Here is a 26,036-nt window from a genome sequence, read left to right as displayed (position 1 = left end):
GTCAGGCCGAGGCCAGGCGCTTGAGCTCGTACAGGCGTTCGAGCGCTTCGCGCGGGCTCAGGGCATCCGGATCGATGGTATCCAGCAGCACCAGCGCGGGCGAGTCGGCCGCCTCGTGCAGCGGCGCCGGCGCGGCCGGGGCCGCGGCGTCGGCGTCGGCATCGGCGTCGGCGTCGTCGCAGGGGGGCGGTGCGAACAGGTCGAGCTGCGGCGTCGCATCGAGCGCCTGCGCCTGCGCCTCCAGCCGCGCCAGGTGCTTGCGCGCGGCGCGGATCACGCCTGGCGGCACGCCCGCGAGCTGCGCGACCTGCAGGCCGTAGCTCTGCGATGCTGGACCATCCTGCACGGCGTGCAGGAACACGATGTTGTCCTTGTGCTCGACGGCCGACAGGTGCACGTTGGCCGCGCTCGGATTCTGCTCCGGCAGCTGGGTCAGTTCGAAGTAGTGGGTGGCGAACAGCGTGAAGCTGCGGCTCGTCTCGATCAGGTGGCGCGCGATGGCCCATGCGAGCGCGAGGCCGTCGAACGTCGACGTGCCGCGGCCCACTTCGTCCATCAGCACGAGCGAGTGCTCCGTCGCGCCGTTCAGGATCGCGGCCGATTCCGTCATCTCCACCATGAACGTGGAGCGGCCGCCCGCCAGGTCGTCGGACGCGCCGATGCGCGTGAAGATGCGGTCGATGGGACCGATCGTCGCGCTCGTCGCCGGCACGTAGCTGCCCACGTAGGCGAGCAGCGTGATCAGCGCGACCTGGCGCATGAACGTCGACTTGCCGCCCATGTTCGGGCCCGTGATCAAGAGCAGGCGGCGCTCGTTCGACAGGATGCAGTCGTTCGCGATGAAGCGCTCGATCTGGTTCTCGACGACCGGATGGCGGCCTTCGACGACCGTCAGGCACGGCGCCTCGACCAGCTGCGGCATGCACCAGTTGTTGCGCACGGCGTGGTCCGCGAGGGCGGTCAGCGTGTCGAGCTGCGCGATGCCGGACGCGATGCGCTGCAGGCACACGATGTGCGGCGCGAGGTCGGCCAGCAGCAGGTCGTACAGCAGCTTTTCGCGCGCCAGCGCGCGGTCCTGCGCGGACAGGGCCTTGTCTTCGAACGCCTTGAGTTCCGGCGTGATGTAGCGCTCGCAGTTCTTCAGCGTCTGGCGCCGGCGGTAATCGTCCGGCACCTTGTCGGCCTGCCCGTTCGTCACCTCGATGTAGAAGCCGTGCACGCGGTTGTACTCGACGCGCAGGTTGGCGATGCCCGTGCGGGCGCGTTCGCGCGCTTCCAGGTCGACGAGGAACTGGCCGGCGTTCTCGGACAGCGCGCGCAGTTCGTCCAGCTCCGCGTCGAAGCCGCGCGCGAACACGCCGCCGTCGCGCACCATCGCGGCCGGTTCCGGCGCGACGGCGCGCCGCAGCAGGTCGAGGCACGCCTCGGGAATCGCGATGGCATCGAAGATGTCGCGCAGCAGGCACGAGTCGCCCGGGATGAAGCAGCGCGTCACCTGGTCGCGCAGCGCCGGCAGTTGCGTGAGGCCGTCGCGCAGGCTGGCGAGGTCGCGCGGACGCGCCGTGAGCAGCGCGATGCGCGTCGTGATGCGTTCGATGTCCGGCACGTGCGTGAGCGTCGCCGCCAGGTCGGACATCGCTTCGCGCTGGGCCAGCGCGGCGATCGCCTCGTGGCGCGCGCGCGCCCCCCGCTGGTCGCGCCTGGCATGGTGCAGCCAGTGGCGCAGCAGGCGCGAACCCATCGCCGTGCGGCAGCCATCCAGCAGGGAAAACAGCGTGGGCGATTCGTGGCCGCGGATCGTCTCCGTGAGTTCGAGGTTGCGGCGCGTGGACGCATCGAGGCCGATGAATTCGCTCTCCGATTCGACGGCGAGACGCTTCACGTGCTGCAGGCCGCGGCCCTGCGTCGCCCGGGCATAGCGCAGCAGCGCCCCGGCCGCGCCGAACGCGGCGCCGAGACCGTCCGCGCCGAAGCCGGACAGGGTCGCGACGCCGAGCTGGTCGAGCAGCGTCTTGTGGCCGTGCACGACATCGAAATGCCATTCCGGCACGCGCGCCGTGTGGCCGACCGGGCTTGTGTCGAACAGGTCGGCGCCGTTGTTGGCAACCGAGTCCGCGCGCAGCACTTCGGCCGGCGCGATGCGTTCCAGTTCCTGGACCAGGCGTGCCGCGGCCGCGCGCGCATCGCCCGTAAATTCCATCAGCTTGAGCGCGCCGCTCGCCAGCGACATCCACGCGAGGCCGGTCGTGACGACCTTGCGCGTCGCGACCGTGCACACGGCGAGCAGGGGCCGCTCGGCCTTCTCGGGCAGCAGGTCGGCGTCCGTCAGCGTCCCCGGCGTGACGACCCGCACGACCTTGCGCTCGACGGGGCCCTTGCTGAGCGCCGGATCGCCGATCTGCTCGCAGATCGCGCACGACTCGCCCAGCTTGACCAGCTTCGCGAGGTAAGGATCGAGCGAGTGGAAGGGCACGCCCGCCATCTTGATCGGATTCCCGCCCGAGCTGCCGCGCGCCGTCAGCGTGATGCCCAGGATGCGCGCGGCCTTCTCGGCATCCTCGAAGAACAGCTCGTAGAAGTCGCCCATCCGGTAGAACACGAGCATCGTGGGGTAGTCGGCCTTGATGCTCAGGTACTGCTGCATCATGGGGGTGACGGCGCTTTTCCCGGGCTTCACACCCTGCGGATTGATGGGGGTATGTTTTTCGTCGGGCGGCTGTACGGCTAAGCTGTTGGCCGCCGCTGCATTCAGTTCGTGTGGCACGGTCATGGTTCAGGAGAGTATCGGCCGGGCACGAGCCCGACGAGGACAAGGCCGTTATTGTACCGCTAAGCCCAGCGTAGGGAGGGGCAGCGTTGGATCGCGTGGCAATTCACCCGCCGGGCGCTTGTCGGCACCCTGGTAGCCGGCGTCGCCGAACACCATCGTTTCATCACCATGAAGAAGATTGTGGGTTTGCGTGACGTCGGACACGTTGCCTGCGGTGGTCACGAGCGCATGCGTCAGGCCGGACTTGGCATCGACGCCGATATGAGCCTTCATGCCGAAGAACCAGTTCTTCCCCTTCTTCGACTGATGCATTTCCGGATCGCGTTTTTCGTCGCGATTCTTGGTCGAGGGAGGTGCCGCGATCAGGGTCGCGTCCACGATGGTCCCCTCGCGCATCATCAAGCCTTTGCTGGCCAGGTGCCCGTTGATTTCATCGAAGATCCTGCGCGTCAGGTCGTGCTTTTCGAGCAGCCGACGGAACTTGAGCAGCGTCGTCGCGTCCGGCGCCGACTCGTGCGTCAGGTCGATGCCGACAAAACCGCGAATGGCCTGGCTGTCGTAGATTGCATCTTCGATACCCTCGTCCGACAACCCGAAGCACTGCTGCGCGATGTACATGCGCAGCATCCGCTCCAGACCAACCGGCGGACGGCCGCGTCCTTCGCCCTTGGGATAGTACGGCAGCAGCGCCGCCACCAGCGACGGCCACGGCGTCACGGCTTCGATCTCGGCCAGAAAGCGATCGCGGCGCGTCAGTCTCTTCTTGCTTGCGAACTCGGCGTCGGAAAAACTCGTTTGCTTCATTGGGATGATGGAAAGATCAGATGCGTCATTGTGCCAGTTGAGCCCGCTGCCCAGGGGGGCTCAGCGATTAAATCACTTCCCTAACAGGCTTGTTGCCGATGTTCAATCTTACGCGCGAGTGATTTTTTGAGAGTTTTCCCATCAAAAATACCTGGATAATGGCGTGATATTGTTTTCGTGCAATAATTTTTTTATTATTCTTTGCGCAATTATATAAGTTATAGCAGTTTTATGAAAATCCTAAATCGAAAAGCCTAGGCCACGATATGGTTAGAATTTTTTGTTCTTCTCAGGTCGAATTTAAGTATAGATTAAAGCAATTTATTCAACAAATGAATCGCTTTATTTTTACGATCTTCTGCTTCGTTTTTTCTTCCCTAAGCGCATACGCGCAGTACCCATCCGCCCCGCCAGCATCGCCAGTTCGATTTAATTTCTACATCGCAACAGATCACGTAATTACGTACGATGTTCCAACGCGTTTTGATTTGTGTACGGCGTGGATGAATGAAAGGAACCCAAAACCTCCCAGCACGCCAACTTGGACAAATCCACGGCTCCCACCGACGTGGACTGCAGGAGCGAACCCAACTCCTGTGACATGTTGGTTTACGTCTACTATTTATGGTGACCCAGACTCGCGTACTCCTGGCAGAGCATACTGTGGAGACAACATAAGTAAATTGTCACCTGCTGGATATGTGGTCGACCCAGCAACAACGACGTGCGTTTGTCCACAGGGAACAAAATATTTCCCTGATGTGGACAAATGCGTTAAAACCACGCAACTTACGGGCACCTCTTTACCACCAGGCAAAGGTGCGAATATGGGGCCACCTCCCGTACCTGATTGTAATTGTGAAGCGCCATCGGAACCCAGCGTCGGAGAGCCTATAAATCCTAATACCGGAAACATGTGGCATGTCGAATGGGATTTTGTCGAGAGTGCCCCCGGTGGTCTTGAATTAAGGCGTGTTTACAACAGTACACCTTTTTACGCGGACTCTCGCGTGTTGCATGCTTTCGGCACCCGTTGGACAAATATCTACGATGCATCGCTGAGGCAGGAAGTCCCGTCAACTGCCACAGATGGCAGCCGCGGTATCGTTTGCTGGAGACGTGAGGACACAGGATTTATCTGGTGTGAAGCCCCCCAACAGCCGGCAGCAAGCCTTAACCCTGGCGCTGTCTCGATTTCGAGGGGGGACGGGAAACGTTATTTTTTTAACCTGGTAAACGGAGTTTGGGTTGGCGACGCAGATACTAACGATCGTGTTACCGTGCAGCGTGATGCCTCAGGAACCACAATTCTCGGCTGGACGTACGTTTCCGCCGTAGGTGACGTAACCGAACATTATGATCTCAACGGCCGCCTTACCTCCATAACCTCGCGTTCCGGTGTTACACAAACCCTCACTTATAGTGACGGCAGCACGAATACCACTGCCATATCGAGGTCGCCAGCCAATGCGCCCGGCTGCTCGCATGTCCAGGACGGCGATATTCTGACGGCAGGGCGATTGATTTGTGTGACTGATCAGTGGGGTCGTCAGCTGCAATTTGAATATGATACTGTTGGGCGAGTCACGAAAATGTTTGATCCGAAAGGCCAAACCTATCTTTACGAGTACGATGGCCCATCTGGTGGGTGTCCTGTATTCGATCAGAATAATCCAAGTTGTACAGCGAATAACCTCACTAAAATAACTTATCCAGATGGGAATAGTCAGACATATTTTTATAATGAAGCTCAACAGATTAACAATGGGCAAGCTTGTTCTTCCACCTCTGTGGGTAATGGGCAAGGACCATGGCTTAACGCATGGACTGGTTTAATCGATGAGAATGGACAGCGTTATCTTACTTGGACGTACGACTGCGCTGGACGCGCCACGTCATCTCAAATAGCAGCTGGCATAAACAAGGTTGTATTAACTTATCCTACCATTACGGGGCAGACGTTAACACAATACATGGGCGATCCTTCGAACCCGACGACTGTTGCTAGCAATATCTCGACCGATACGAAATTGAACATTGCGAAAAGTTCTTTTGCAAGCCAAACCTGCGCTGACTGTGGTTTATATAAGTGGCGTTTTCATGACGTTAACGCAAATGTCAACAGCATCGTCGATTGGAATAACGTATACACCTGCTACCAGTATGATCTTTCGCGTAATCTGGAAATTGCACGCATTGAAGGCAATAGATATAGTTGTCCGAGTGACATATCGGCGACAACATCGTTAACCTCGCCGGCCCGTAAGGTTAGCACCCAATGGCATGCAGTCTATCGTCTTCCCACTGCTATTGCAGAACCTAAAAAGCTGACCACGTTTACCTACGATGGGTCCGGTAATGTTTTGGCGAAAAGCGAACAGGCCACGACAGATGGTTCCGGTGTACATGGCTTTGCGGCCACTGTAGTCGGCCCTGCGCGCACCTGGAGTTATACATATAACTCAAATGGCCAGGTTCTTACCATTACCGGGCCGCGAACGGATGTTGTGGACCGCGTGACATATCAGTATGACGCTCAGGGAAATATGAGTTCGATTACTAATGCGCTTGGACATGTCTCTTCCTTTTCGAACTACGACGAAAATGGGAGAGCACGTACGATTGTTCGGCCGAACGGATCTGTTACGACACTCACTTATTCCCCTCGGGGCTGGGTGACTAGTTCAACTACACAAGCTGACGGGGTCACGGACAAAACGACGTACGAATATGATGGCGTCGGCCAACTAACCAAAGTGACACTGCCGGACGGCGCAGTGCTGGCTTATATCTACGATACCGCCCATCGACTTATCGCAATTTCGGATGCCCAGGGCAATACGATTAGGTACACCCTTGACGTGAGGGGAAATCGTACTGCGGAACAGGTAACCGATCCGAGTGGAGCATTAGTCCGTCAAATCAGTCGGGTGTTCGATGTTAACGACCGGGTGATCACATTGACTGGGAAAATGCAATGAATATGCCGCTTCATATATTTGGTATGCTTCGAAAATCGAAATTATTCGTTCTACAAAACCTTAATCGAGGCGGATTTTCGGCCTATGAACATGCAGGGCAAAACATGAGCCTAGACATAGATTTAGTCGGCGTATTGCATTTCCGTTCCATTAGCGAAGCCGATTGACCCTTTATCGAAAGCTCCTAATGAATCGGATAACGCGACAAAATTTGGCATGCCTCTTTGCGTTTATCGCCAGTAGCGCATGGGGACAAACTCAGGACACTGTTACGACCTTTACCTATGATAGTTTAGGTAACGTTAAGACTGTCAACCGTCCACTGGGACGTACTACGTCGTATAGTTACGATGCTCTTAATCGGATGATACAGCAGAGTATAACCGTAGGCTCGAGTACATTAATAACCCAACCGAGTTACGATGGTCTCAACCAAGTATCAGCGGTGAGAGATTCACGCAACTTTCTTACTACTTATATGGTCGATGGGCTCGGTAATCTAAGCCAACTGAGCAGTCCTGATACGCAAAATTCGGCTTATACGGTCGACGAATCGGGCAATGTACTCACTGTCACCGATGCGCGCGGCAAGACGACTACGTTCCAGTACGACGCGCTAAATAGGGTGATCCTTGCGCAGTATCAGTCTGGACCGGCGTCGCAATTTGAATATGACGGCGGTCCGGGAGGTCCGTCGACAGAGACCGGCAACCTGACCCGGATCACCGACGAGTCAGGCTCGACGACCTTTACGCATGACATGAAGGGCCGGGTGCTCACCAAGACTCAGGTGGTCAATGCGGGTGGTGCCAACGCCCAGTTTACGATGCAGTACGGGTACGGCAGCGCGGGCTCGGCGATTGGCAAGCTCGAGAGCATTACCTATCCGAGCGGTGCCCGGGTGAGCTACCACTACGATGCCAGTGGCCGGGTGAACAGTGTGACCGTCAACCCGTCCGATGGAAGCGGTGGCACGAGTACGCTGGCCGAACTGCCGTTGCTCACGGACGTCGCCTATACCCCGACCGGTAACGTGCAGTCTTGGCGATGGGGGACTTCCGCGTTGCCGGCTTACCAGCGTACATATGACCTCGATGGGCGTTTGACGTCGTACCCAACCGATCTGCTCGGCACTATAAGGACGGTGACCTATAACGCCGCTAGCCTGCCGACTGCTTTTACCCATGTTGGAGGACCGAATCCCGTCCAGTACAACCAGTCGTTCAACTATGACACCGCGGACCGCCTCATCAGTTTTACGCTGGGCGGTGTGACGACGACCTATAGCTATGATGCAAACGGTAACCGTACCCAGCAGACGAATCCGAATGTCACCTACACCTATAATACGACGAGTAATCGTCTGAGCTCAGCGACGTTTTCGGTACCGCGGACGTACACCTATGACGTTGCGGGTAACCGGATCAGTGATGGTCTCTATTCCTATACCTACAGCGATCGCGGACGGTTAGCTCAAGTGGGTGGAAATGCAGTGCTGAGCATGTACTACAACGCGCTGGGCCAGCGGGTCATGAAAGCTGGGGCGAACGGCTTCAACGACTATGTGTATGATGAAGCGGGGCATGTGGTAGGCGAATACGCTCAGGGTACTTTATCCGGAATCGAAACAATCTATCTGGGTAATCTACCAATCGCAGTGCTCGCGCCGCAGGGAAATTTCTACGTGGTCGCGGATCACATCGACACGCCGCTTGTTCTGGCTCAGGCGGACGGTATGAACGTGTGGGATTGGCGAAACCGCGACCCGTTCGGTAATAATGCACCGATCACTACACCAATATTGCCAGCATATGATCATCGTTTTCCTGGGCAGGTCGCTGATGTGGAAACAGGACTGTTCTATAACTACTCCCGCGACTATGATCCGCAGGCGGGGAGGTATATTGAATCGGATATTATTGGACTGCAAGGAGGCGTCAATACTTATGGTTATGTTGAGGGAAATCCGGTCTCTGGGTCTGATCCATTTGGACTAGCCCGCCAATTGGATCCGAAAGGGCAGGAGTGTACGGCTTTGCGTGAGAAGATTGCCCGCAAAAAGCAAGACATCAATAAGCGTATTCAGGAATGCAAGGCTAACCCACAGTATCTGCCTTACTACCCTCCGTACGCTGGGGCTCCACCTCGAATGTCGGTGCAGGGCCACGAAGATTTAATCCAGGACTTGAAGGACACCACAGCCGACGATGAAGCTCTTTATGCACAAAAATGCGGCGGCGGTTCAGGCGGAAGTCCTGCGTTGAATGCTGCCCCGCAACAATCCATTCCTTCGGCAACCCAGAACGCAGAAAAGGCGGCAGCGGCGGCTGGTGGGTTAGGCGCAACCTACTGGATAATCAGCGAAGGTCTGCGTGTTGTATTTCCGCCAAGAAATTTGATCCCTATTCCTTAAGACCATGAATAATGACAACTCACAAGGCGGGTCCGAGATTGGCTTTAACGGTCCGTTTGAGTTTGACGGGCAAGATCTCGAAGCCGCCTGCTTTCGAGGCCGGATGCTTGAGGGAGCGCAATTCTGTGAAACTCGGCTTCGTCGCGCGGACTTCGAGAACGCGGACCTCTATTGGGCCTTCTTTTTTCGCGCAGATTTGAGCTACGCGAATTTGAAAGGGGCTCGTCTCAATGGTGCTGATTTATGCGAGGCCAATTTATCTGGTGCCGACCTCACTGGTGCGGACCTTTCATGTGATCAAATGAATGGCGCAACGAATCTCACTGGCGCAAATCTTACCGATGCGTGCGTGTCAGGAGCGACGTTTAAGGGCGCGCTCTATGACGCGAACACGAAATTTCCGAGCGGATTCGATCCCGCTAATTATGACATGAAACGGCAGTAGTTTTAGACCCCGGTTGCCGATAACAAGCAAGAGGGAATCAGCGTTCGAATAGCTCGTTAGGGCCGCGCATTTGAAGCAAGTGCAGTAGTACGAGACCGGATATACGTCACCTCGTTATACATAAGTTTGTCGTTGAGGTCGCGCAGCCCTTGTAAACGTGAGCGAAATCGCGTTTACTCTCGTCTTTTGCGTGGCGCAATTGGCGAACGGATCGAAGTGGACTGAACAGGAATTCCGGCAACTCGATCTGGGCGATGCGCGCCTGAACCGGCGAGCGAGGGTACTGATGGAAACGATGGCAGCGACACCGACGGCGAGCGTGCCGAAGGCATGTAATGGCTGGGGCGAGACGATGGCTGCGTACCGCTTTTTCGACAATGCCGGCGTCGACTGGCAGGCGATTCTGGAACCGCACTGGCAGCAAACAGAACAGAGAATGGCCGGGCAAGCAGTGGTGTTGTGTCTGCAGGATACGACCGAACTGGATTTCAACGGACAGAGGACACGCGGTCTCGGGCCGCTCAGCTACGAAGCGCAGCGTGGCATGTACATCCATCCGACCTACGCGGTAACGACGGCACGTCAGCCACTGGGGATTCTGGACGTGTGGATGTGGGCGCGCGAGCTGCGCGACGCCAACGGCCAGCGCGGCGGGCCGAAGGAAAGCCTGCGCTGGATCGTAGGCTACGAGCGGCTGGCGGAACTGGCGCCGCGCTTGCCCGCCACACGCCTGGTCTACGTCGCCGACCGCGAGGCCGACATGCTGCCTTTGATGGTACGGGCGCGGCAATTGGATTGTGCGGCCGACTGGCTGGTGCGCGCCGCGCATAACCGCTGCCTGCCCAATAGCGACAAGTTGTGGCCTCATGTCACCGAGGGTGAGCCGTTGGGTGAAATCGAGTTTGCCCTGGCTGCGCGGCCGGGCACCAAAGCACGCATCGTGCGTCAGCAACTGTGGGTACGTCGTGTCGAACTGAATGCGGGCAAAGGCGAGGTGCTGGCTGTCACCTGCATCATCGCACGCGAGCTCGACGCTCCACCCGGCGTCAAGCCGATCGAATGGCGTCTGCTGACGAACCGGAAGGCCGCCAGCGAGGCCGAGGTGGCTGAATTGATCAACTGGTATCGCGCCCGCTGGGAAATCGAAATGCTGTTCAATGTGCTCAAGAATGGCTGCAAGGTGGAGGAACTGCAACTGGGCACGATCGATCGCATCGAACGCGCACTGGCCTTGTATCTGGTGGTGGCATGGCGCATCGCCCATTTGATGAGGATGGGGCGCACCTGCCTTGATCTGGATGCCAAGCTGTTTTTCGACCCCGACGAGATCCAGGCCGCTTACCTGCTCAACAAGAAACTCGCGCCACCAGCGCCCCGCCTGAATGACGTGGTTCGCATGATCGCTCGTGCGGGCGGTTTCCTTGCCAGAAAAGGCGACGGCGAGCCCGGTGCCAAAACCATTTGGGAAGGGCTTCGCGATGTTCGTGCCTCCGCTCATACCATCAAAACGCTACGCGAAATGGGCGTACTGTCGAGTTGTGTATAACGAGATGGATATACGTGAGCATTCGTAACTTATGGCGTGAAGACAGATTGTTGCAAAAGAGGAGGAGTCCATATGTGAGATTTTCCGAATGGAGATAGGATGATTCCACAAGGATGACAACGTTCTATATTCGACGGCCGCGCAGGCGATTGAAAGCGGCGACTGTGGTGAGGCATACCAGTTGGTTAGGCCCCTCATCGACAAGGGCGAGGCGGAGGCATTGTTCCTCTATTCAAAATTTGCCCTGAAGTCTGAGACTGACGAAGAGTTTGAGCGACGTAGCGTGGCATGCCTGGAGCGGGCAGCAGAAGCAGGATATGGACCAGCGCTGTATTCACTGGGGGTTTGTTACGACTCGGGGGACCTTGTCGCGTTCGATCCGGTAATGGCCGCCTATGTTGTTTGAGGAAGCATCAAAATATGGCTACGGGAAGGCGAAGTTGAGTCACGGGCTTAACTTATTTTACGGCTCGAACGGGGTGCCAAAGGACGTCGCCGCAGGCATGGCGCTCATTCATCGAACCTGCAGCCGACATTTTCGAGGGTCAATAACCGGTTCAGGTTATCGGCACACATGCCGCTCGACGTTGCTAGCTGATCAGGTCCGCATACAGCGACAGAGTCGGGGTGACGTTGTCACGCACGGTGGCGTCGGTTTGTGCATACGCGAACACCTATCCCTGTCCTGTCCGATGAGCAGCACGTCAAGCGCTTGATCACGGCGTTGTCATTTTTCCAACTGGCCGTTCGGTAGACCAGTTTTGCTGGGGCACTCGTTTCGGCAGTGTACTTGCGTGCCAGTCCGGCCGCCGTATCGGTTGATCTGTTTCACAAAGCCGCAGACTGTGACATTTGGATGGTTTCCACTTGGAAATAATGTGTATGATAGATGAGATACATGTTTCCGTCGAATCTCGAAAGAGTTATGAAAAACAAAGTCTTTGGTTACTTGATAGCGTTCCTAAGCATATTTGGAATGTCAGCTTCCGATGTATATGCCCAATATCCGTCAACACCTAACGCTCCTCCGGTTCGTTATCAATTTCTGACGACTGTAGGGTACTACCTTAAATCGTATCCGGTGGCTAACAGAATGGAGTTGTGCACTGCATGGATGCAGGAAAAAAATGCGCCACCGCCCAGTAATCCAACTTGGTTTAATCCTCGGGTTTATCCGAATAGTATTGCCAATCCTATCCAAGGGAACTTCGGCAACCCCTTTGGGGCGACATGCATTTTTTCATCGATATATTCTGATCCCGATGAAAGAAGTCCCGGTGTTGCATACTGCGGCGATGATTATGCTTCCCGCGCAAATTCTCCGTTTACGGTTGACCAATTCAAAATGGAGTGCGTCTGTCCTCCAGGAACGCTTTGGTTTAGTGATGTTCAGAATTGCATTAAGGTAACGCAACTCACCGGATCGAACACACCGGCGGCAAAGGGGTCGAATTTTGGCCCGCCGCCGGTTCCAGATTGCAATTGTAAAGCTCCTCCCCAACCATCGTTAGGCGAGCCACTCAATCCTGGCACGGGCAACATGTGGCATATCGAAAGCGACTTTGAAATGCCTGGGGGTAGTGGTCTCGGCTTAAAACGTGTTTACAACAGCAGTCCGATGTATTTCGACGGAAGAGTAAAACATACATTCGGTAACAACTGGACCCAAGGCTATGATTCAGCGTTGCGGCAAGAAACGCCTTCGACGATCAAGGACGGAACTCAAGGTTTCGTCTGCTGGCAGAGAAGTGATACTGGCTTCAAATGGTGTGAATCTGCACCTGCCCCGGCCATGACGGCGACCCCGTCTGCGATTTCTATTTTGAGAGGGGACGGGAAGCGTTATTTTTTCAATTTGGTGAATGGTGTGTGGCTTGGTGATGCTGACACGAATGACAAGGTGACAGCAATATATAACGCTAACAGTACGGCTGTTATCGGATGGATCTATAAATCTGCCGAGGGCGACGTAACCGAAAATTATGACGCGAACGGCGTGTTGGTCGCAACTGCAACGCGCGCTGGCATGATTCAAAAGCTGACTTACAGCGACGGTACGACTAATAATTCTGCAGTCTCGAGGCTTCCTGCCGACGCCCCTGCCTGTTCACATACTCAGGAGGGTGATGTGCTTCCGGCGGGAAGGTTGCTCTGCGTGACGGATCAGTGGGGCAGGCAACTTCAGTTTGAATACGACACCCTCGGCAGAATTGCGAGAATGCTGGATCCCAAAGCGCAGTCATACGCGTATGAATATGACGGGCCCTCCGGGGGGTGCTCGGTTTTCGATCCGAAAAACCCTAGCTGTACCGCTAATAACCTCACCAAAATTACTTATCCAGATGGGCGAACCCGCACTTATGTCTATAACGAAGCGGTGCGAATCAATAATGGAAATACCTGCAGCGGTCTCCCGAGTAGAGCCGATGGGCTTGGACCCTTTGTAAACGCGTTGACGGGTTTGATCGATGAGAACGGGCAGCGATACATTACCTGGTTTTATGACTGTAATGGTTTGGCTACGTCCTCTCAACTTGGCAGCGGCGCAAACAAGGTCGCGATGACATATTCGACGAGTGCCGGGCAAAGCCTGCTCCAGTACTCTGGCGACGTTTCGACGCCGATCACGACCAGTAGAACGCTGGCATACACGAAAGTTTTGAATGTTGCAAAGATCTATTACGTAGACCAACCTTGCGCGGACTGCGGGCCTAATAAAGCTAGAACCTACGACGCCAATGGTAACGTCGCAAGCACAACCGACTGGAACGGACATGCTTCGTGCTACCAGTACGACCTGTCTCGGAATCTGGAGGTTGCACGCGTGGAGGGCCTCAATTTCTGCGATTCTGCGTTCACATCTACGACTTTGAATCCGCCCGCTCGCAAAACCAGCACGAAGTGGCACGATATTTATCGTCTGCCAATTGCTATTGCTGGGCCACAAAAGCTAACAACGTTTACCTACGACGCTTCAGGTAACGTAATCGTGAAAACAGAGCAAGGAACAAGTGATCCTTCTGGAGTCCTGGGATTTGCAGCGTCGACGACGGGTACACCCCGCATTTGGACATACGCATACAATTCGGTCGGGCAAGTTCTTTCTGTTGTTGGACCGCGAAAGGACGTAACGGATGTCACTACCTACGCGTACGACGGAGCAGGAAATATCAGCTCCATCACCAACGCTTTGGGCCAAGTGACACTGTTCTCCAACTTCGATGAAAACGGACGCGTCGGAACTATCAAGCGCCCGAACGGCGCCACGACATCATTCGTCTATTCTCCCCGCGGCTGGCTGGTCAGTTCGAGTAATGAAGTAGATGGCGTAACAGAGGTCACTTCTTATGAATACGACGGTGTAGGTCAGCTTAAGAAATTAACGCTATCCGACGGCACATTCCTCAGTTACATCTACGACGACGCACATCGTTTAGTCGGGATCTCAGACGTACTCGGAAATTCCGTGCGATACAAGATAGATATCAGAGGAAATATCGTGTCCGAACAGATTAGCGATCCAAACGGCGTGTTGACTCGCCAGATCAGCCGAGTTTTCGACATTAACAATGCGATGACAAAACTGATCGGAGGTGCTCAATGATCGAGATCTGGTGTGACCTCCAAATAGGCAAAGATGGTCTTCACGATCGGGATATAGCGGAACGTCGTAAAGGAAAGGTGGGTAAAACTCTAAGCCGGACGCTGACTTGGCAGGGAGCCAATATATTCGTCACACTTCCGCGTCCGTCCCAGCTTGCGGGAGCGGCCCAGTGACTATTTACAATTTTGGTCGTTCGCTTATGCCGATTAATTTACTGAGGAGTAACATGCTCCAGCTGGCCCGCCATAGCGTTCTTTACGTTGTTGCATTGATGGCCAGCAGCGCTTGGGCGCAAACCCTGGATACTGTTATTACCTTTACGTATGACAATCTAGGTAATGTCCAAACGGTCAACCGTCCACTGAGCCGCACGACATCGTACAGCTATGACGCGCTCAACCGGATGACACAGCAGAACGTGACCGTAGGCTCGACTACACTGGTCACCAAACAAAGTTACGATGGCCTGGATCAAATAGCTACGGTGACGGATCCGCGTAACCTCGTCACGGCCTATACCGTCGACGGACTCGGCAACAGAACCCAGCTGACTAGTCCGGATACACGTGGAACCGGGTACACGACCGATGAAGCCGGTAATGTCTTGACCGTTACCGACGCGCGCGGCAAGACAACTGCGTTTCAGTACGACGCGCTTAACAGGCTCATCCAGGCGCAGTATCAATCTGGCGCGCCGTCGCAATTCGAATACGACGGTGGCCCGGGTGGCCCGGCGATAGAGATCGGCAACCTCACGCGCATCACCGACGAATCGGGCTCGACGACCTTCACGCACGATATGAAAGGCAGGGTGCTGACCAAGACCCAGACGGTCAGTGCGGGAGGTACAAGTGCCCAGTTCACGCTGCAGTACAGCTACGGCAGCGTGGGTTCGGCGATTGGAAAGCTCGAGACCATCACTTATCCGAGCGGCGCCCGCATGAACTATCGTTATGGCGCCGATGGTCGGGTGAATAGCGTGACTGTCAACCCGTCCGACGGGAGCGGCGGAACGAGTACGTTGGCTGAAGTACCTTTGCTTACCGACATCACGTACACGCCGACCGGCAACGTACAGTCCTGGCGCTGGGGTAACTCGGCCTTGCCGATTTACCAGCGCACGTACGACCTCGACGGGCGCCTGACGTCGTATCCGACCGATCTCGCCGGTACGACTAGAACGGTGACGTACAACGCCGCGAGCCTGGTTACCGCATATACCCATGCGGGAGGGCAGAGTCCGGCCCAGTATGATCAAACGTTCAGCTACGATACGGCCGACCGCCTCACCAGCTTTACGCAGGGAGGCGTGACGACGACTTATACCTACGATGCAAACGGTAATCGTACTCAACAGACCGGTCCAAGTGTCACCTATACCTATGACGCGACGAGCAATCGTCTGAGCTCTGCTACGTTTTCGACGCCGAGGACGTATCAGTACGACGCGCCAGGCAACAGAATCGCCGACGGTCTCTATACCTACACGTACAGCGATCGCGGCCGGCTGGCGCAAGTCGGCGGTGCGGCACAGTTGAGCATGTACTACAACGCGCTGGGCCAGCGTGTGCTGAAAACAGGGACGGCACAACGGATCTTCTATGTTTATGATGAAGAAGGGCACACGGTCGGCGAGTATGGCCAGCAGCACGTAGATACGGTCGAGACGGTTTATCTCGGCGACCTGCCGGTTGCGGTCTTGACACCGTCGATGAATTTCTACGTACTTGCCGATCACATCGGTGCACCGCTCGTGTTGGCTAGTCCTGATGGGCAAATAGCTTGGGATTGGCGCAGTCGCGATCCTTTCGGGAATAATGCGCCGCGTATCTCGACTTTGCTGCCTGGATATGATCATCGCCTTCCTGGGCAAATCGCGGACAGTGAGACGGGACTTTTCTATAACTACTTCAGAGATTATGATCCGCAGACCGGACGGTACATCCAGAGCGACCCTATCGGTCTAAGCGGAGGCGAAAATACATACGCATACGTAAACGCGGACCCTGTACGGCTCAAGGATTTTTATGGCCTACAGGCATTGCCGGCGCAAAGCGGTATATCGGTATCGAATGTTGGAACAGTAGGGCAGGTTGGAACCGCAGCAATCGCCGCAAACGCTGGCCGATATGCCGCATCCGAAGCCGGCGTGGCTTGCCCTCTCTGTGCGGTAATAATCGGAGCCCTCATTCCGACAGACGCAGGTGCTGGGTCTGACATAGTGCCGGGAGCGTCAATATATCACGGGGTTACGGATGGCAGTGACCCAGCCTCTGCGAAAGGGCATTCGCCGATGAAACACGGAAGGGACTGCAATGGTAACTGTAAGCCATGCCCGCCTGATCAAATATGGGGGCATCCGGGCAACGATCATGGGAGCACGAGCGGGGTCCACTATCACGGTTTAGTTTGGAATCAAAATAAAAAAACTTGTCAGTGTTTCCCAAATCGTGTATCAGGTCCTACGATAGATACGCTTAGATAATCCGAAATTTAACCGGTGCCATATGAATATTTCCGACTTGATCATTCGCTTCCGCATCGCGAGCCGTGAGCTTTTCAATAACTTTTTTAGCGTCTCCGAGCCCTATGTTAATGATGGTTGGGTTTGGGAGGAGCGTTTTCGTCATGTGGAGATCGAGTTATTTCGGCAACTTGTAGCCGTGTCCGCTGGTATTAACGAAGTAGAGTATGGCTACTTCCAGCCTAATATATCAGTAGCGTTGAGCGACGTGGAATCTGCGCCTATCCAGATTAACAGGGAACTCGATAGCGGGTATTGGGACTTTCCTGTGACTGAAGTGGACTCTAATGCCAAGCTTGCATTTATCAAATTTTTTGACTGGGATGCGCTTCGTTGCCGAGATAACCAGTATGTCCGAGTCAAGATAATTGCGTGGCAATCTCATCCGGAGTGTGTAGGGAAGCATGCTCTGATTGAGGCAGCCTATGTTACTTATGAAATAGCACCGTAGCATATGCTAGTCGTCGAGTTTAAAAAAACGCGTGGTTTGCCAACTCTGGCAAACGCTAGCTGGTGAACCGCCCGGGGTTTTGTAGAGGCTCCATTGTTTGAGAAAATGGAGTTATGAAGAAGCAACCCAAGTATTCCCCCGAAGTTATCGAGCGCGCCGTGCGCATGGTCAGCGAGGCGGCCAGCGAGTACACCTCCCAGTGGGCGGCCATCGAATCGATCGCAGCCAAGATCGGCTGCACACCTGAAACGCTGCGTCGCTGGGTACGCCAGCAGGAGCGCGATACCGGCCAGGGTCCAGGGCCGACCACCGCCGAAGAGGAGCGCATCAAGGCGCTGGAGCGCGAGGTGCGCGAGCTGCGCAAGGCAAACGAGATTCTGCGTCTGGCGAGTGCGTTTTTCGCCCAGGCGGAGCTCGACCGCCGCTTCAAGTCGTGAGGAAGTTCGTCGACCAGTACCGCCATGCCTACGGTGTCGAGCCGATCTGCAAGGTGATGCAGGTTGCGCCGTCGGGCTATTGGCGCTACGCGGCGCAGCAGCGCAACCCGGCATTGCGCTGTGCTCGCGTCCAGCGCGACGATGTGCTGAGCGTCGAGATTGAACGGGTCTGGCAGGCGAACCTGCAGGTCTACGGGGCTGATAAAGTCTGGCGCCAACTGCGGCGTGAAGGAACTGACGTCGCCCGTTGTACCGTGGAGCGGCTGATGCGCAAGGCTGGATTGCGTGGCGTAATGCGCGGCAAGGTCGTGCGCACCACGGTTGCCGATGCGGAGGCGCCATGTCCGCTCGATCGGGTCAACCGCCAATTCAAAGCCCAGCGGCCAAACCAGCTGTGGGTCAGCGATTTCACCTACGTCTCGACATGGCAGGGCTTCGTGTACGTGGCCTTCGTCATCGATGTCTTCGCTCGGCGCATTGTCGGCTGGCGTGTCAGCAGCTCGATGCGGACCGACTTCGTGCTCGACGCCCTGGAGCAGGCGCTGTACGCACGTCAGCCGGAACGAAACGCGTTGGTCCATCACAGCGACAGAGGCTCGCAATATGTGTCGATACGGTACAGCGAGCGCCTGGCAGAAGCCGGAATTGAGCCGTCTGTGGGCAGTAAAGGCGACAGCTATGATAACGCCCTGGCCGAGACTATCAATGGGCTCTACAAGGCCGAGTTGATCCACCGCCGCGCCCCTTGGAAAACACGTGAGGCCGTCGAACTGGCCACGCTGGAATGGGTGGCCTGGTTCAACCACCACCGGCTCCTTGAACCGCTCGGCTATATACCGCCGGCCGAAGCTGAGGCAAACTATTACAAGCAACTGAGCGGTCAAGCCATCCCGGCCTGACTCACACCAACCGGCCTCCACGAAAGCCGGGGCGATTCACTGGACGGGCCGGGGTGGGGCGCCGCATGCCGATGCTGCGGGAATAGCCGCGACGCGAGCCAGAGGACTGAGCGGCGGTCTTCCGGAACGGCAGTGGTTGTCATTGTGGCCCGTCCGCATCGTCGACCAACTGAACGTACCAAGACTACGCCCGGCTCTGGCCCGTTACGCTGTCCTGCTCGAACCCGCCGATCGTCATGCGACGGGCGCTGATGAATTGAGCGACGGGGTCATGTAGGCGTGGCAGCGGATCTTCGCCGGCCACTGCCGCGCAACGCCGGGCGAACACGATACTCCGCCGGAACTCCCTACTGTGCTCATCGGTCAGATTGTCAGCGTAGGAGGTACAAGTGCCCAGTTCACGCTGCAGTACAGCTACGGCAGCGTGGGTTCGGCGATTGGAAAGCTCGAGACCATCACTTATCCGAGCGGCGCCCGCGTGAACTATCGTTATGGTCATTGGAACCGCAGAACTTGCTCTTAAAAATGGAAAATAGTATAAATCGTTTATCCGATTCGTCTGAGTCTATGACATAGAAGGCGGATCGCGTTGCGCTAGCGCTGCAAATGAACGTTGTGACATCCAACGAATTGCCGCGCTTCGCTAGCGTAGCATCCGGCGTAGGTTTCCCCAATTATCCCGGCTTCTCACTCGAGAACACACCCATGCATCATCGGGGTGTGCTGGCTTTTTCCGGGCTTCGCACCCTGTGGATCCTTAGGGGTATGTTTTCCGGCGGATGGTTGGGTAGCCGGCGTATTTGCTGCGGCAGCGCTAATTTCGTGTAGTGCACTCATCGTTTTGGGCAGGGGCGGCTGCGGAAAGGCTTGTACAGTGGTGAGGGTGCCATTTTACCGCTAAGCTCAGCGAACGGAGCGCGGGGCGTCGGCCCCGAAGACGAAAGCGGCCGCGGCGACTGCCACGGCCGGTGATGTGGGCGAGGCCGGTTGCGTTGTCGACCTCGAGGACGGCGCCATTCCTTGTGGATTTTGGCGTGCACGTCCGTGAGGTCACGAGCGCAGTGAGCCCCACGGTCCGCACCATTGCTCAAGCCGGGTCACCCTTTCGGCTGGAGCGCCTTCAGCATGCCCGCCGGCGGCCGCCCGATCAGGCTGCGCGGCAAATAGCCGTAATCGGCCGCACCGGGCTTTTTCCATGCAAGCATCAATGCGAGATCGGGGCCCGGGCCCTGGAAGTAGCGTACGCGGAAATTGTGCGGCCCCTTCTCCAGTTTCACCTGGGTCGCCACCGGCGTCGGTGCGTGGATGCCATCGTTGTCGATTACGTTCTCGTCATCGATGCTGAGAATGGCGCCGTCGTCGGCCAACAGTAAAATTTCCCAAGTGGTGGGTTCGGCAATGGTCACCGTGAAGCGGATATCCAGCCCGAACCATTCGACCGTCGAGCCCATGCCTGGAAATCCCTCAAGGAAGCTGCGCGGCGTAATATCGAGCTGGGCCAGGCAGACGCGCTTAACGGGCTGGCCCCGCATCTCGGTGACCGATCGGGCGTCCCTGCGCAGGCGATAGACGTCGGCAACCATATGCCGATCCGATGCGCCCCCGCATTCTTCGAACAGCTTGGGCGGTGCGGCAGGTGCCGTTACGGCGGCACTGGCCACGGCTGCGGCCTCGACCGGTGGCGGGCGGGGCACGGGAGCGCTGACCGGCGCCGGAGCGGTGACCGGCGACCGAATCGCGTCGGGCACGACGTCGGGCACTGGCGGCAGGGGGACTTTGATCTCGGGCATCGTGGGCGGCGGCAGATCGAACGCCTTCGACTCCACCGGCTTGGATTCGAGGATCTTTTCCTTCGGCACTTTCTCCTGGAACAGGGTCACATTGGTAGTGCTCGCTTTAGGCAGCTTGGGGCGGGGGACGCGCGACAGCAGCACCGTCGTCAGCAAGGCTATATGGATGAGTACGACAATGGCCAGCGCATGGCGCCTGCTTGCACGTCGCCACTGCGGATCGGGTGCAGCTTCAGGCTGGCGGGGGCTGGGTTCCTGCTGTGTCGCGCGCATTCGTTTCCAAAAATAATGTCGTTCAAATCTGTCGAAATCTAACCGGCTGAGCTCATTTTGCCCGCTACCCAGCGGCGGCGATATTGCCCAAATCGCCAACAAGGTGAACCAAATTTCATGGCAGGCGGCGTCCCTGCGTCGGCCGCCAGCTTGGACATGCCGCCGTACTCGTGCTTGTCATCGTCGAAGCGGCGCCAGGTAGAAAAATCGCCGGCTGCTGGTGCGTTTCGGGCTGGCGCCTGATAAAAATTGGCGGCCTCGCCCGGCGAAAAATGACTCCGCGCATTGGCAATTTGGAGAATTGCGACGCACACGAGGAGTACGCAGAATGGAGCACAACCCGCTGGAGACCATTCGTGCGGCATCACACCGTCCCGGGCCGCTCATGCCGGCACTTGCCCTGGCAAGCACAGCGCAATGCAGTCAGGTTTTTCTCGTCTGCTACCCAGGCAGGTTTGGTAGCTGCGGCTCCCTTTTTTCAGAACCATGGCGCGGCCGGCACTGGCCGGTCGCGCTTCCACCATCACGTAGCGAGATGCAAATGCGCACACTGACACAACCTTTGGCGATCAAGAACCGGTTACTTCGTTCGGCGGGACTTCTGGCAATGGTCCTGCTGGCCGGTTGCGGTGGCGGTGGTGGCGGCAGCGGCTCGTCCGGGAATGCCGGCGGGGCGGCTTCGGATGTGCCGGCCCCCGCCCCGACGCCCACGCCAGCACCGGCGCCAACGCCAACGCCAACGCCAACGTCCGGGGCCGCAACGGCTGCCACCTGGAGCAGTGTGAAGTGGGGCGGCGGCGGCTACGTCACCGGCCTGGTCTTCCATCCGACCATCGCGAATCTCGTGTACGCCAGAACCGATGTCGGCGGCGCCTATCGCTGGAACCAGGCCACGTCGTCCTGGACGCCGATCACCGACGGCCTGGGCTTCGGCGGTGCCGAGAGCCGGTTCCACGGCATCGAAAGCATCGCCCTCGATCCGAACGACGACCAGCGGGTCTACATGGCCGCCGGCATGTACACGGCCGATGGCGTTGGCCGCATCTATATCTCGAGCGACCGCGGCGACGCCTGGACGCACTACGATCTGCCGTTCGCGCTGGGCGGCAATAATCCCGGCCGTGCCATGGGCGAACGCATGATGGTCGACCCCAACAAGCCGTCGACGCTGTTCTACGGCTCGCGCCAGGCGGGCCTGTGGAAGAGCACGGACGCAGGGCACACGTGGGCCCAGGTCACGGCGCTGTCGTCCGTCACGATGAACGCGGACCAGGTCAAGGCCGCCGGCGGCAGCGGGATGGGCATCGAAACGGTCGTGTTCGACACGAACACCAAGGGGAGCGGCACGGCCACCCAGACCATCTACGTAGCCATCGCGCCGGACTACGTCAGCGCGGCGGGCCTGGCCTCGAACCTGTACAAGTCCACCAACGGCGGCACGTCGTGGGCCGCGGTCGCGACTCCGATCTCCGGCTATCACATCCCGCACGTGGTGCGCGCTGCCGACGGCATGTTGTATGTTGTCTTCACCAAGGCGTCCGGACCAGGCGCCGAGGGTCCCGCCCGGCTCTACAAGTTCGACGGCAGCAACTGGACTCTGCTCGACAGCAACGACTCGGCCGGCTACGGCGGCCTGTCCGTCTCGGGCACCGGCCCGGCCACGCGCATTGCGCTGGGTGTGACCAACACCTGGGGCAGCTTCAGCGGCCAGAAAATCATCCAGCTGTCCGACGACGCCGGCGGGAACTGGCGCGAAATCGCGGCCGCCATGCCGCATACGCCGGCCGACGCGTCGTTCTGGGGATGGCCCGACGACGTCGAGATCGATCCTTCCAACCGGGATCACATCCTGTACGTCCATGGCGGCGGGGTCTGGGAGACCCGCAACGCCTCCTCCTCGACGCCGAGCTGGAACGAGGCGATCGACGGTATCGAGGAAACCGCGGTCCTGAGCCTGGCCACGCCGCCGGCCGGCGCAACGTACACCGTGATCAACAGTTCGGGTGACGTCGGCACCTGGGTGCACACCAGCCTCGCGACCAAGCCGACCCTGACGCCGGCCACCAGCTGGAGCAACGGCTTCGCCGCCGACATGGCGTGGTCTGATCCGCAATACATGACCGCCATCGGCGCCGTCCTCGGCAACAACACCAGCTACGGCGTCTGGTCTGGCGACGGCGGCAAGACCTGGGCGAAGTTCGCCACCTATGCGCCCGGCGCCGCGACCAATACGAACCAGGAAGCGAGCATCGCGGTCACCGGGCGCAACAAGGCGGTCTGGGCGCCCGGCAACTCCGTGCCGTCGTACACCACGGACAACGGCGCTACCTGGGTCCCGACCGATCTGCCGGCAATCAACACCGTCTTCCCCCGCGCCTACCACCTGGTCGCGGATCGCAAGAACCCGAACAAGGTCTATGCCTACGATTCCGGTGGCCATTGGTGGGGCACGCCGGGCAAGGTCTACGTGTCGACGGATGGCGGCCATACGTTCACGCTGAGCCAGGGCTCGGTGGCCGCGGGGCTGGCCCCCAATTATTTCGCGAACACCTCGCTGGCGGTGAACCCCAACGCCGAGGGCGACCTCTGGCTGGCCGATGGCAACACCGTGTACCACTCGACCGATTCGGGCGCGACCTGGACCAAGCTCGGCAACTTCGCGTCGATCTTTGCCGGCAATCAGTGGGCGCAGGTACAGGGCGCCAGTATCGTCGCGCTGGGCAAGGCCAAAGCCGGCGCGCCGTACTCCGCTGCGGTCTACGTCGTGGGTGTGATCGACGGCGTGTGGGGCGTGCATCGCTCTGACGATGCCGGCGCGACCTGGACGCGCTTCAACGACGACGCGCACCAGTTCGGCGGCATCGGCATGATGGCCGGCGACTGGAACACCTACGGACGGATCTACGTCTCCGGCACCGGCCGCGGTCTGCTCTACAGCAACTGATCGTCATGCAGGAAGGGGCCAGGCGCAATGTTGTCGAGCGCCTGGCCTTCAGTTTTTGTCAACCGCGTTCGCGGTGTACATGCCGCGAACATCACTACCCGTCCCCCCATGAACTCGAACATCTCTTCGCGCCGCGCCGCCGTGCCGGTCGCGCAACGCCGCTTCCGCGCCCACCGCCTGCTGTCGCTGGCGGCCCTGATCGCGCCGCTGGCGATGGCGCAGACCACCGTCAGGATCGACCTCGCCAAGCCGGGCATTCCCGTCAGTCCGACCTTGTACGGCCTGATGACCGAGGAAATCAACTACTCCTACGATGGCGGCTTGTACGCGGAACTGGTGCGCAACCGCGTCTTCAAGGACGACGACAAGACGCCGGTGCACTGGTCGGTGGTGCAGGATGCCGGCGGCAGCGCCGCGATCGCGCTCGACCAGCGCTTTCCCGTCCCCGCCACCGCCCTGACCACCAGCCTGCGCCTGGACGCCGCGCGCGCCGCGCAGGGCCACCGGGTCGGCATCGCCAACGCCGGCTACTGGGGTATTCCGGTCAAGCCGAACACCCGCTACCGCGCCAGCTTCTACGCCAAAACCGCCGGCGCGGGCGGCGTGCCGCTGACCGTCAGCATCGAAGGCACCGACGGCAAGACCGTGTACGCGCAGGCCGAGGGCGGCCGCATCGACGGCGAATGGAAGCGCTACAGCGTCACCTTGGCGACCGCCGCCGACGTCAAGCCGACCGCCGACGCGCGCCTGGTGATCGCCACCGAAAGCCCGGGCACCGTCTGGTTCAACCAGGTCTCGCTGTTCCCGCCGACCTACAAGGACCGGCCGAACGGCAACCGGGTCGACCTGATGCAGAAACTGGTCGACATGAAGCCGCGCTTCCTGCGCTTCCCGGGCGGGAACTACCTCGAGGGCGTTACCGTGGATACCCGCTTCAAGTGGAAGGAAACGCTCGGTCCGATCGCGCAGCGTCCCGGCCATCCCGGCACCTGGGGATACCGCTCGTCCGACGGCATGGGCCTGCTCGAATTTCTCGAGTGGACCGAGGACATGAAGGCCGAGCCGGTGCTGGCGGTGTTCGCCGGTTACGCGCTCAACGGGGAGAACGTTCCCGCCGGCCCGGCGCTGCAGCCCTTCGTGCAGGAAGCGCTCGACGAGATCGAATACGTCACCGGCGACGTCAGCACGACGTGGGGCGCGCGGCGCGCCAGGGACGGCCATCCGGCGCCGTTCAAGCTGCGCTACGTCGAGATCGGCAACGAGGACGGCTTCGACAAGCACAAGACCTACGACGGCCGCTACACCCAGTTCCACGACGCCATCAAGGCGAAGTATCCGCAGCTCAAGCTGATCTCCACCGTCAATGGCAAGGACTGGCTGGGCCAGCAACAGAAGGTGATCAGCCGGGTGCCCGACCTGGTCGACGAGCATTACTACTACAAGCCGCTGCAGATGATGCACGACGCCGCGCGCTACGACAGCTACGAGCGCAAGGGGCCGAAAGTGTTCATCGGCGAATGGGCTTCGCAAGAGGGCGAGCCGACCACCGACCTGCATTCCGCGCTGGCCGACGCCGCGTTCATGACGGGCATGGAGCGCAACGCCGACGTCGTCGAGATGGCCTGCTACGCGCCGCTGCTGGTGAACGCCAATCCGGGCGGCGTGCAGTGGCGATACAACCTCGTCGGCTACGACGCGCAAGCGAGCTATGGCTCGCCGTCGTACTACGCGCAGAAAATGTTCAGCAATTATCTGGGCAACGTGTCGCTGCCGGTGACCGCGCAACAAGTCGGCACGCAGACCTGGCAGGAGGCGGCCCGGAAGGAGACGCCGCAGGTGCTGCCGCCGGCGCAGGAAGTGCCGACCATGTTCTTCTCGGCGACCAGGTCGGCGCAGCGCGGCGAGATCTACCTGAAGGTCGTCAACGCGATCGGCAGTGCGCAGACGGTGCAGGTGGACCTTGCCGGCGCCGCCAGGGTGGCTGCCGAAGGCAAGGCGATCGTACTGAGCTCGGCGCAGAAGGAGGACACCAACACCATCGCCGAGCCGAACAAGGTGGTGCCGGTGACCAGCAAGGCGAGCGGGCTCGGCAAAGAGTTCAGCTATCGCTTCGCGCCGTATTCGGTCACCGTGCTGGTGCTGTCGACCAAATAGG

General features: G+C 58.6%; 12 protein-coding genes, 1 pseudogene and 1 other annotated feature. Of the genes and pseudogenes, 10 read left to right on the top strand and 3 right to left on the bottom strand.

The window, feature by feature from the left end:
* Position 1: 1 nt before the first annotated feature.
* Positions 2 to 2,647: a DNA mismatch repair protein MutS gene (gene mutS / locus ACEN9Q_RS18435; RefSeq protein ID WP_495628972.1), complete on the bottom strand. Its 2,646-nt coding sequence runs from the start codon at positions 2,645 to 2,647 to the stop codon at positions 2 to 4.
* A 234-nt stretch (positions 2,648 to 2,881) separates the two neighbouring features.
* Positions 2,882 to 3,574: pseudogene (locus ACEN9Q_RS18430) on the bottom strand (IS5 family transposase); the annotation flags it as partial.
* A gap of 266 nt (positions 3,575 to 3,840) precedes the next feature.
* On the opposite strand from ACEN9Q_RS18430, the gene ACEN9Q_RS18425 reads away from it, so the two are divergent.
* The 8 genes from ACEN9Q_RS18425 (at position 3,841) to ACEN9Q_RS18390 (ending at position 18,874) form a co-directional block, all read left to right on the top strand.
* The gene (locus ACEN9Q_RS18425; RefSeq protein WP_495625579.1) at positions 3,841 to 6,555 is read left to right on the top strand and encodes an RHS repeat domain-containing protein; all 2,715 of its coding nucleotides are present in this window, start codon (positions 3,841 to 3,843) and stop codon (positions 6,553 to 6,555) included.
* A gap of 187 nt (positions 6,556 to 6,742) precedes the next feature.
* Positions 6,743 to 8,968, top strand: coding sequence for an RHS repeat-associated core domain-containing protein (locus tag ACEN9Q_RS18420; RefSeq protein WP_495625578.1), 2,226 nt, complete (start codon positions 6,743 to 6,745; stop codon positions 8,966 to 8,968).
* 4 nt (positions 8,969 to 8,972) lie between these two features.
* Complete coding sequence (locus ACEN9Q_RS18415; protein WP_495625577.1) at positions 8,973 to 9,413, top strand: pentapeptide repeat-containing protein; 441 nt, start codon at positions 8,973 to 8,975, stop codon at positions 9,411 to 9,413.
* Between the two features lie 190 nt (positions 9,414 to 9,603).
* Entirely contained in the window at positions 9,604 to 10,959 is a 1,356-nt protein-coding gene (locus tag ACEN9Q_RS18410; protein WP_495628971.1) for an IS4 family transposase, read from the top strand.
* Positions 10,960 to 11,884: 925 nt separating this feature from the next.
* Positions 11,885 to 14,563 carry a DUF6531 domain-containing protein gene (locus tag ACEN9Q_RS18405; RefSeq protein ID WP_495625576.1) on the top strand — a complete coding sequence of 893 codons (2,679 nt, stop codon included), beginning with the start codon at positions 11,885 to 11,887 and terminating at the stop codon, positions 14,561 to 14,563.
* 226 nt (positions 14,564 to 14,789) lie between these two features.
* Positions 14,790 to 17,048 carry an RHS repeat-associated core domain-containing protein gene (locus ACEN9Q_RS18400; protein WP_495625575.1) on the top strand — a complete coding sequence of 753 codons (2,259 nt, stop codon included), beginning with the start codon at positions 14,790 to 14,792 and terminating at the stop codon, positions 17,046 to 17,048.
* A 22-nt stretch (positions 17,049 to 17,070) separates the two neighbouring features.
* Positions 17,071 to 17,538, top strand: a complete 468-nt coding sequence (locus tag ACEN9Q_RS18395; RefSeq protein ID WP_495625574.1) for a hypothetical protein — start codon at positions 17,071 to 17,073, stop codon at positions 17,536 to 17,538.
* Positions 17,539 to 17,651: 113 nt separating this feature from the next.
* Positions 17,652 to 18,874, top strand: a protein-coding gene (locus ACEN9Q_RS18390; RefSeq protein WP_495625573.1) for an IS3 family transposase whose coding sequence is annotated in 2 segments (ribosomal slippage) — positions 17,652 to 17,940 and positions 17,940 to 18,874 — 1,224 coding nt in all. Because the reading frame shifts where the segments join, the coding sequence is not laid out codon by codon here.
* Positions 17,930 to 18,046: a sequence feature (AL1L pseudoknot), on the top strand. Its footprint overlaps the gene before it by 117 nt.
* Positions 18,875 to 19,971: 1,097 nt before the next feature.
* On the opposite strand, the gene ACEN9Q_RS18385 is transcribed toward ACEN9Q_RS18390, so the two are convergent.
* On the bottom strand, positions 19,972 to 20,937 hold the full coding sequence (locus tag ACEN9Q_RS18385; RefSeq protein ID WP_495625572.1) for a PA14 domain-containing protein: 966 nt from the start codon (positions 20,935 to 20,937) through the stop codon (positions 19,972 to 19,974).
* A gap of 781 nt (positions 20,938 to 21,718) precedes the next feature.
* On the opposite strand from ACEN9Q_RS18385, the gene ACEN9Q_RS18380 reads away from it, so the two are divergent.
* Both ACEN9Q_RS18380 and ACEN9Q_RS18375 read left to right on the top strand, forming a co-directional pair.
* Positions 21,719 to 23,881, top strand: a complete 2,163-nt coding sequence (locus ACEN9Q_RS18380) for a dockerin (protein ID WP_495625571.1) — start codon at positions 21,719 to 21,721, stop codon at positions 23,879 to 23,881.
* Between the two features lie 108 nt (positions 23,882 to 23,989).
* Positions 23,990 to 26,035: an alpha-L-arabinofuranosidase family protein gene (locus ACEN9Q_RS18375; RefSeq protein ID WP_495625570.1), complete on the top strand. Its 2,046-nt coding sequence runs from the start codon at positions 23,990 to 23,992 to the stop codon at positions 26,033 to 26,035.
* Position 26,036: the final 1 nt, after the last annotated feature.

The organism is Massilia sp. Masssp93 (assembly GCF_059491295.1).
Note: the sequence above shows the minus strand (reverse complement) of the source record. Positions and strands in the feature narration are given on the sequence as shown.

What these genes read in the sequence shown, in the direction of transcription:
- ACEN9Q_RS18400 (WP_495625575.1), top strand. Translation starts at nt 14,790, where the DNA reads ATGCTCCAGCTGGCCCGCCATAGCGTTCTTTACGTTGTTGCATTGATG.
- ACEN9Q_RS18375 (WP_495625570.1), top strand. Translation starts at nt 23,990, where the DNA reads ATGAACTCGAACATCTCTTCGCGCCGCGCCGCCGTGCCGGTCGCGCAA.
- ACEN9Q_RS18385 (WP_495625572.1), bottom strand. Translation starts at nt 20,937, where the DNA reads ATGCGCGCGACACAGCAGGAACCCAGCCCCCGCCAGCCTGAAGCTGCA.
- ACEN9Q_RS18415 (WP_495625577.1), top strand. Translation starts at nt 8,973, where the DNA reads ATGAATAATGACAACTCACAAGGCGGGTCCGAGATTGGCTTTAACGGT.
- ACEN9Q_RS18405 (WP_495625576.1), top strand. Translation starts at nt 11,885, where the DNA reads ATGAAAAACAAAGTCTTTGGTTACTTGATAGCGTTCCTAAGCATATTT.
- mutS (WP_495628972.1), bottom strand. Translation starts at nt 2,647, where the DNA reads ATGATGCAGCAGTACCTGAGCATCAAGGCCGACTACCCCACGATGCTC.
- ACEN9Q_RS18425 (WP_495625579.1), top strand. Translation starts at nt 3,841, where the DNA reads ATGGTTAGAATTTTTTGTTCTTCTCAGGTCGAATTTAAGTATAGATTA.
- ACEN9Q_RS18420 (WP_495625578.1), top strand. Translation starts at nt 6,743, where the DNA reads ATGAATCGGATAACGCGACAAAATTTGGCATGCCTCTTTGCGTTTATC.
- ACEN9Q_RS18395 (WP_495625574.1), top strand. Translation starts at nt 17,071, where the DNA reads ATGAATATTTCCGACTTGATCATTCGCTTCCGCATCGCGAGCCGTGAG.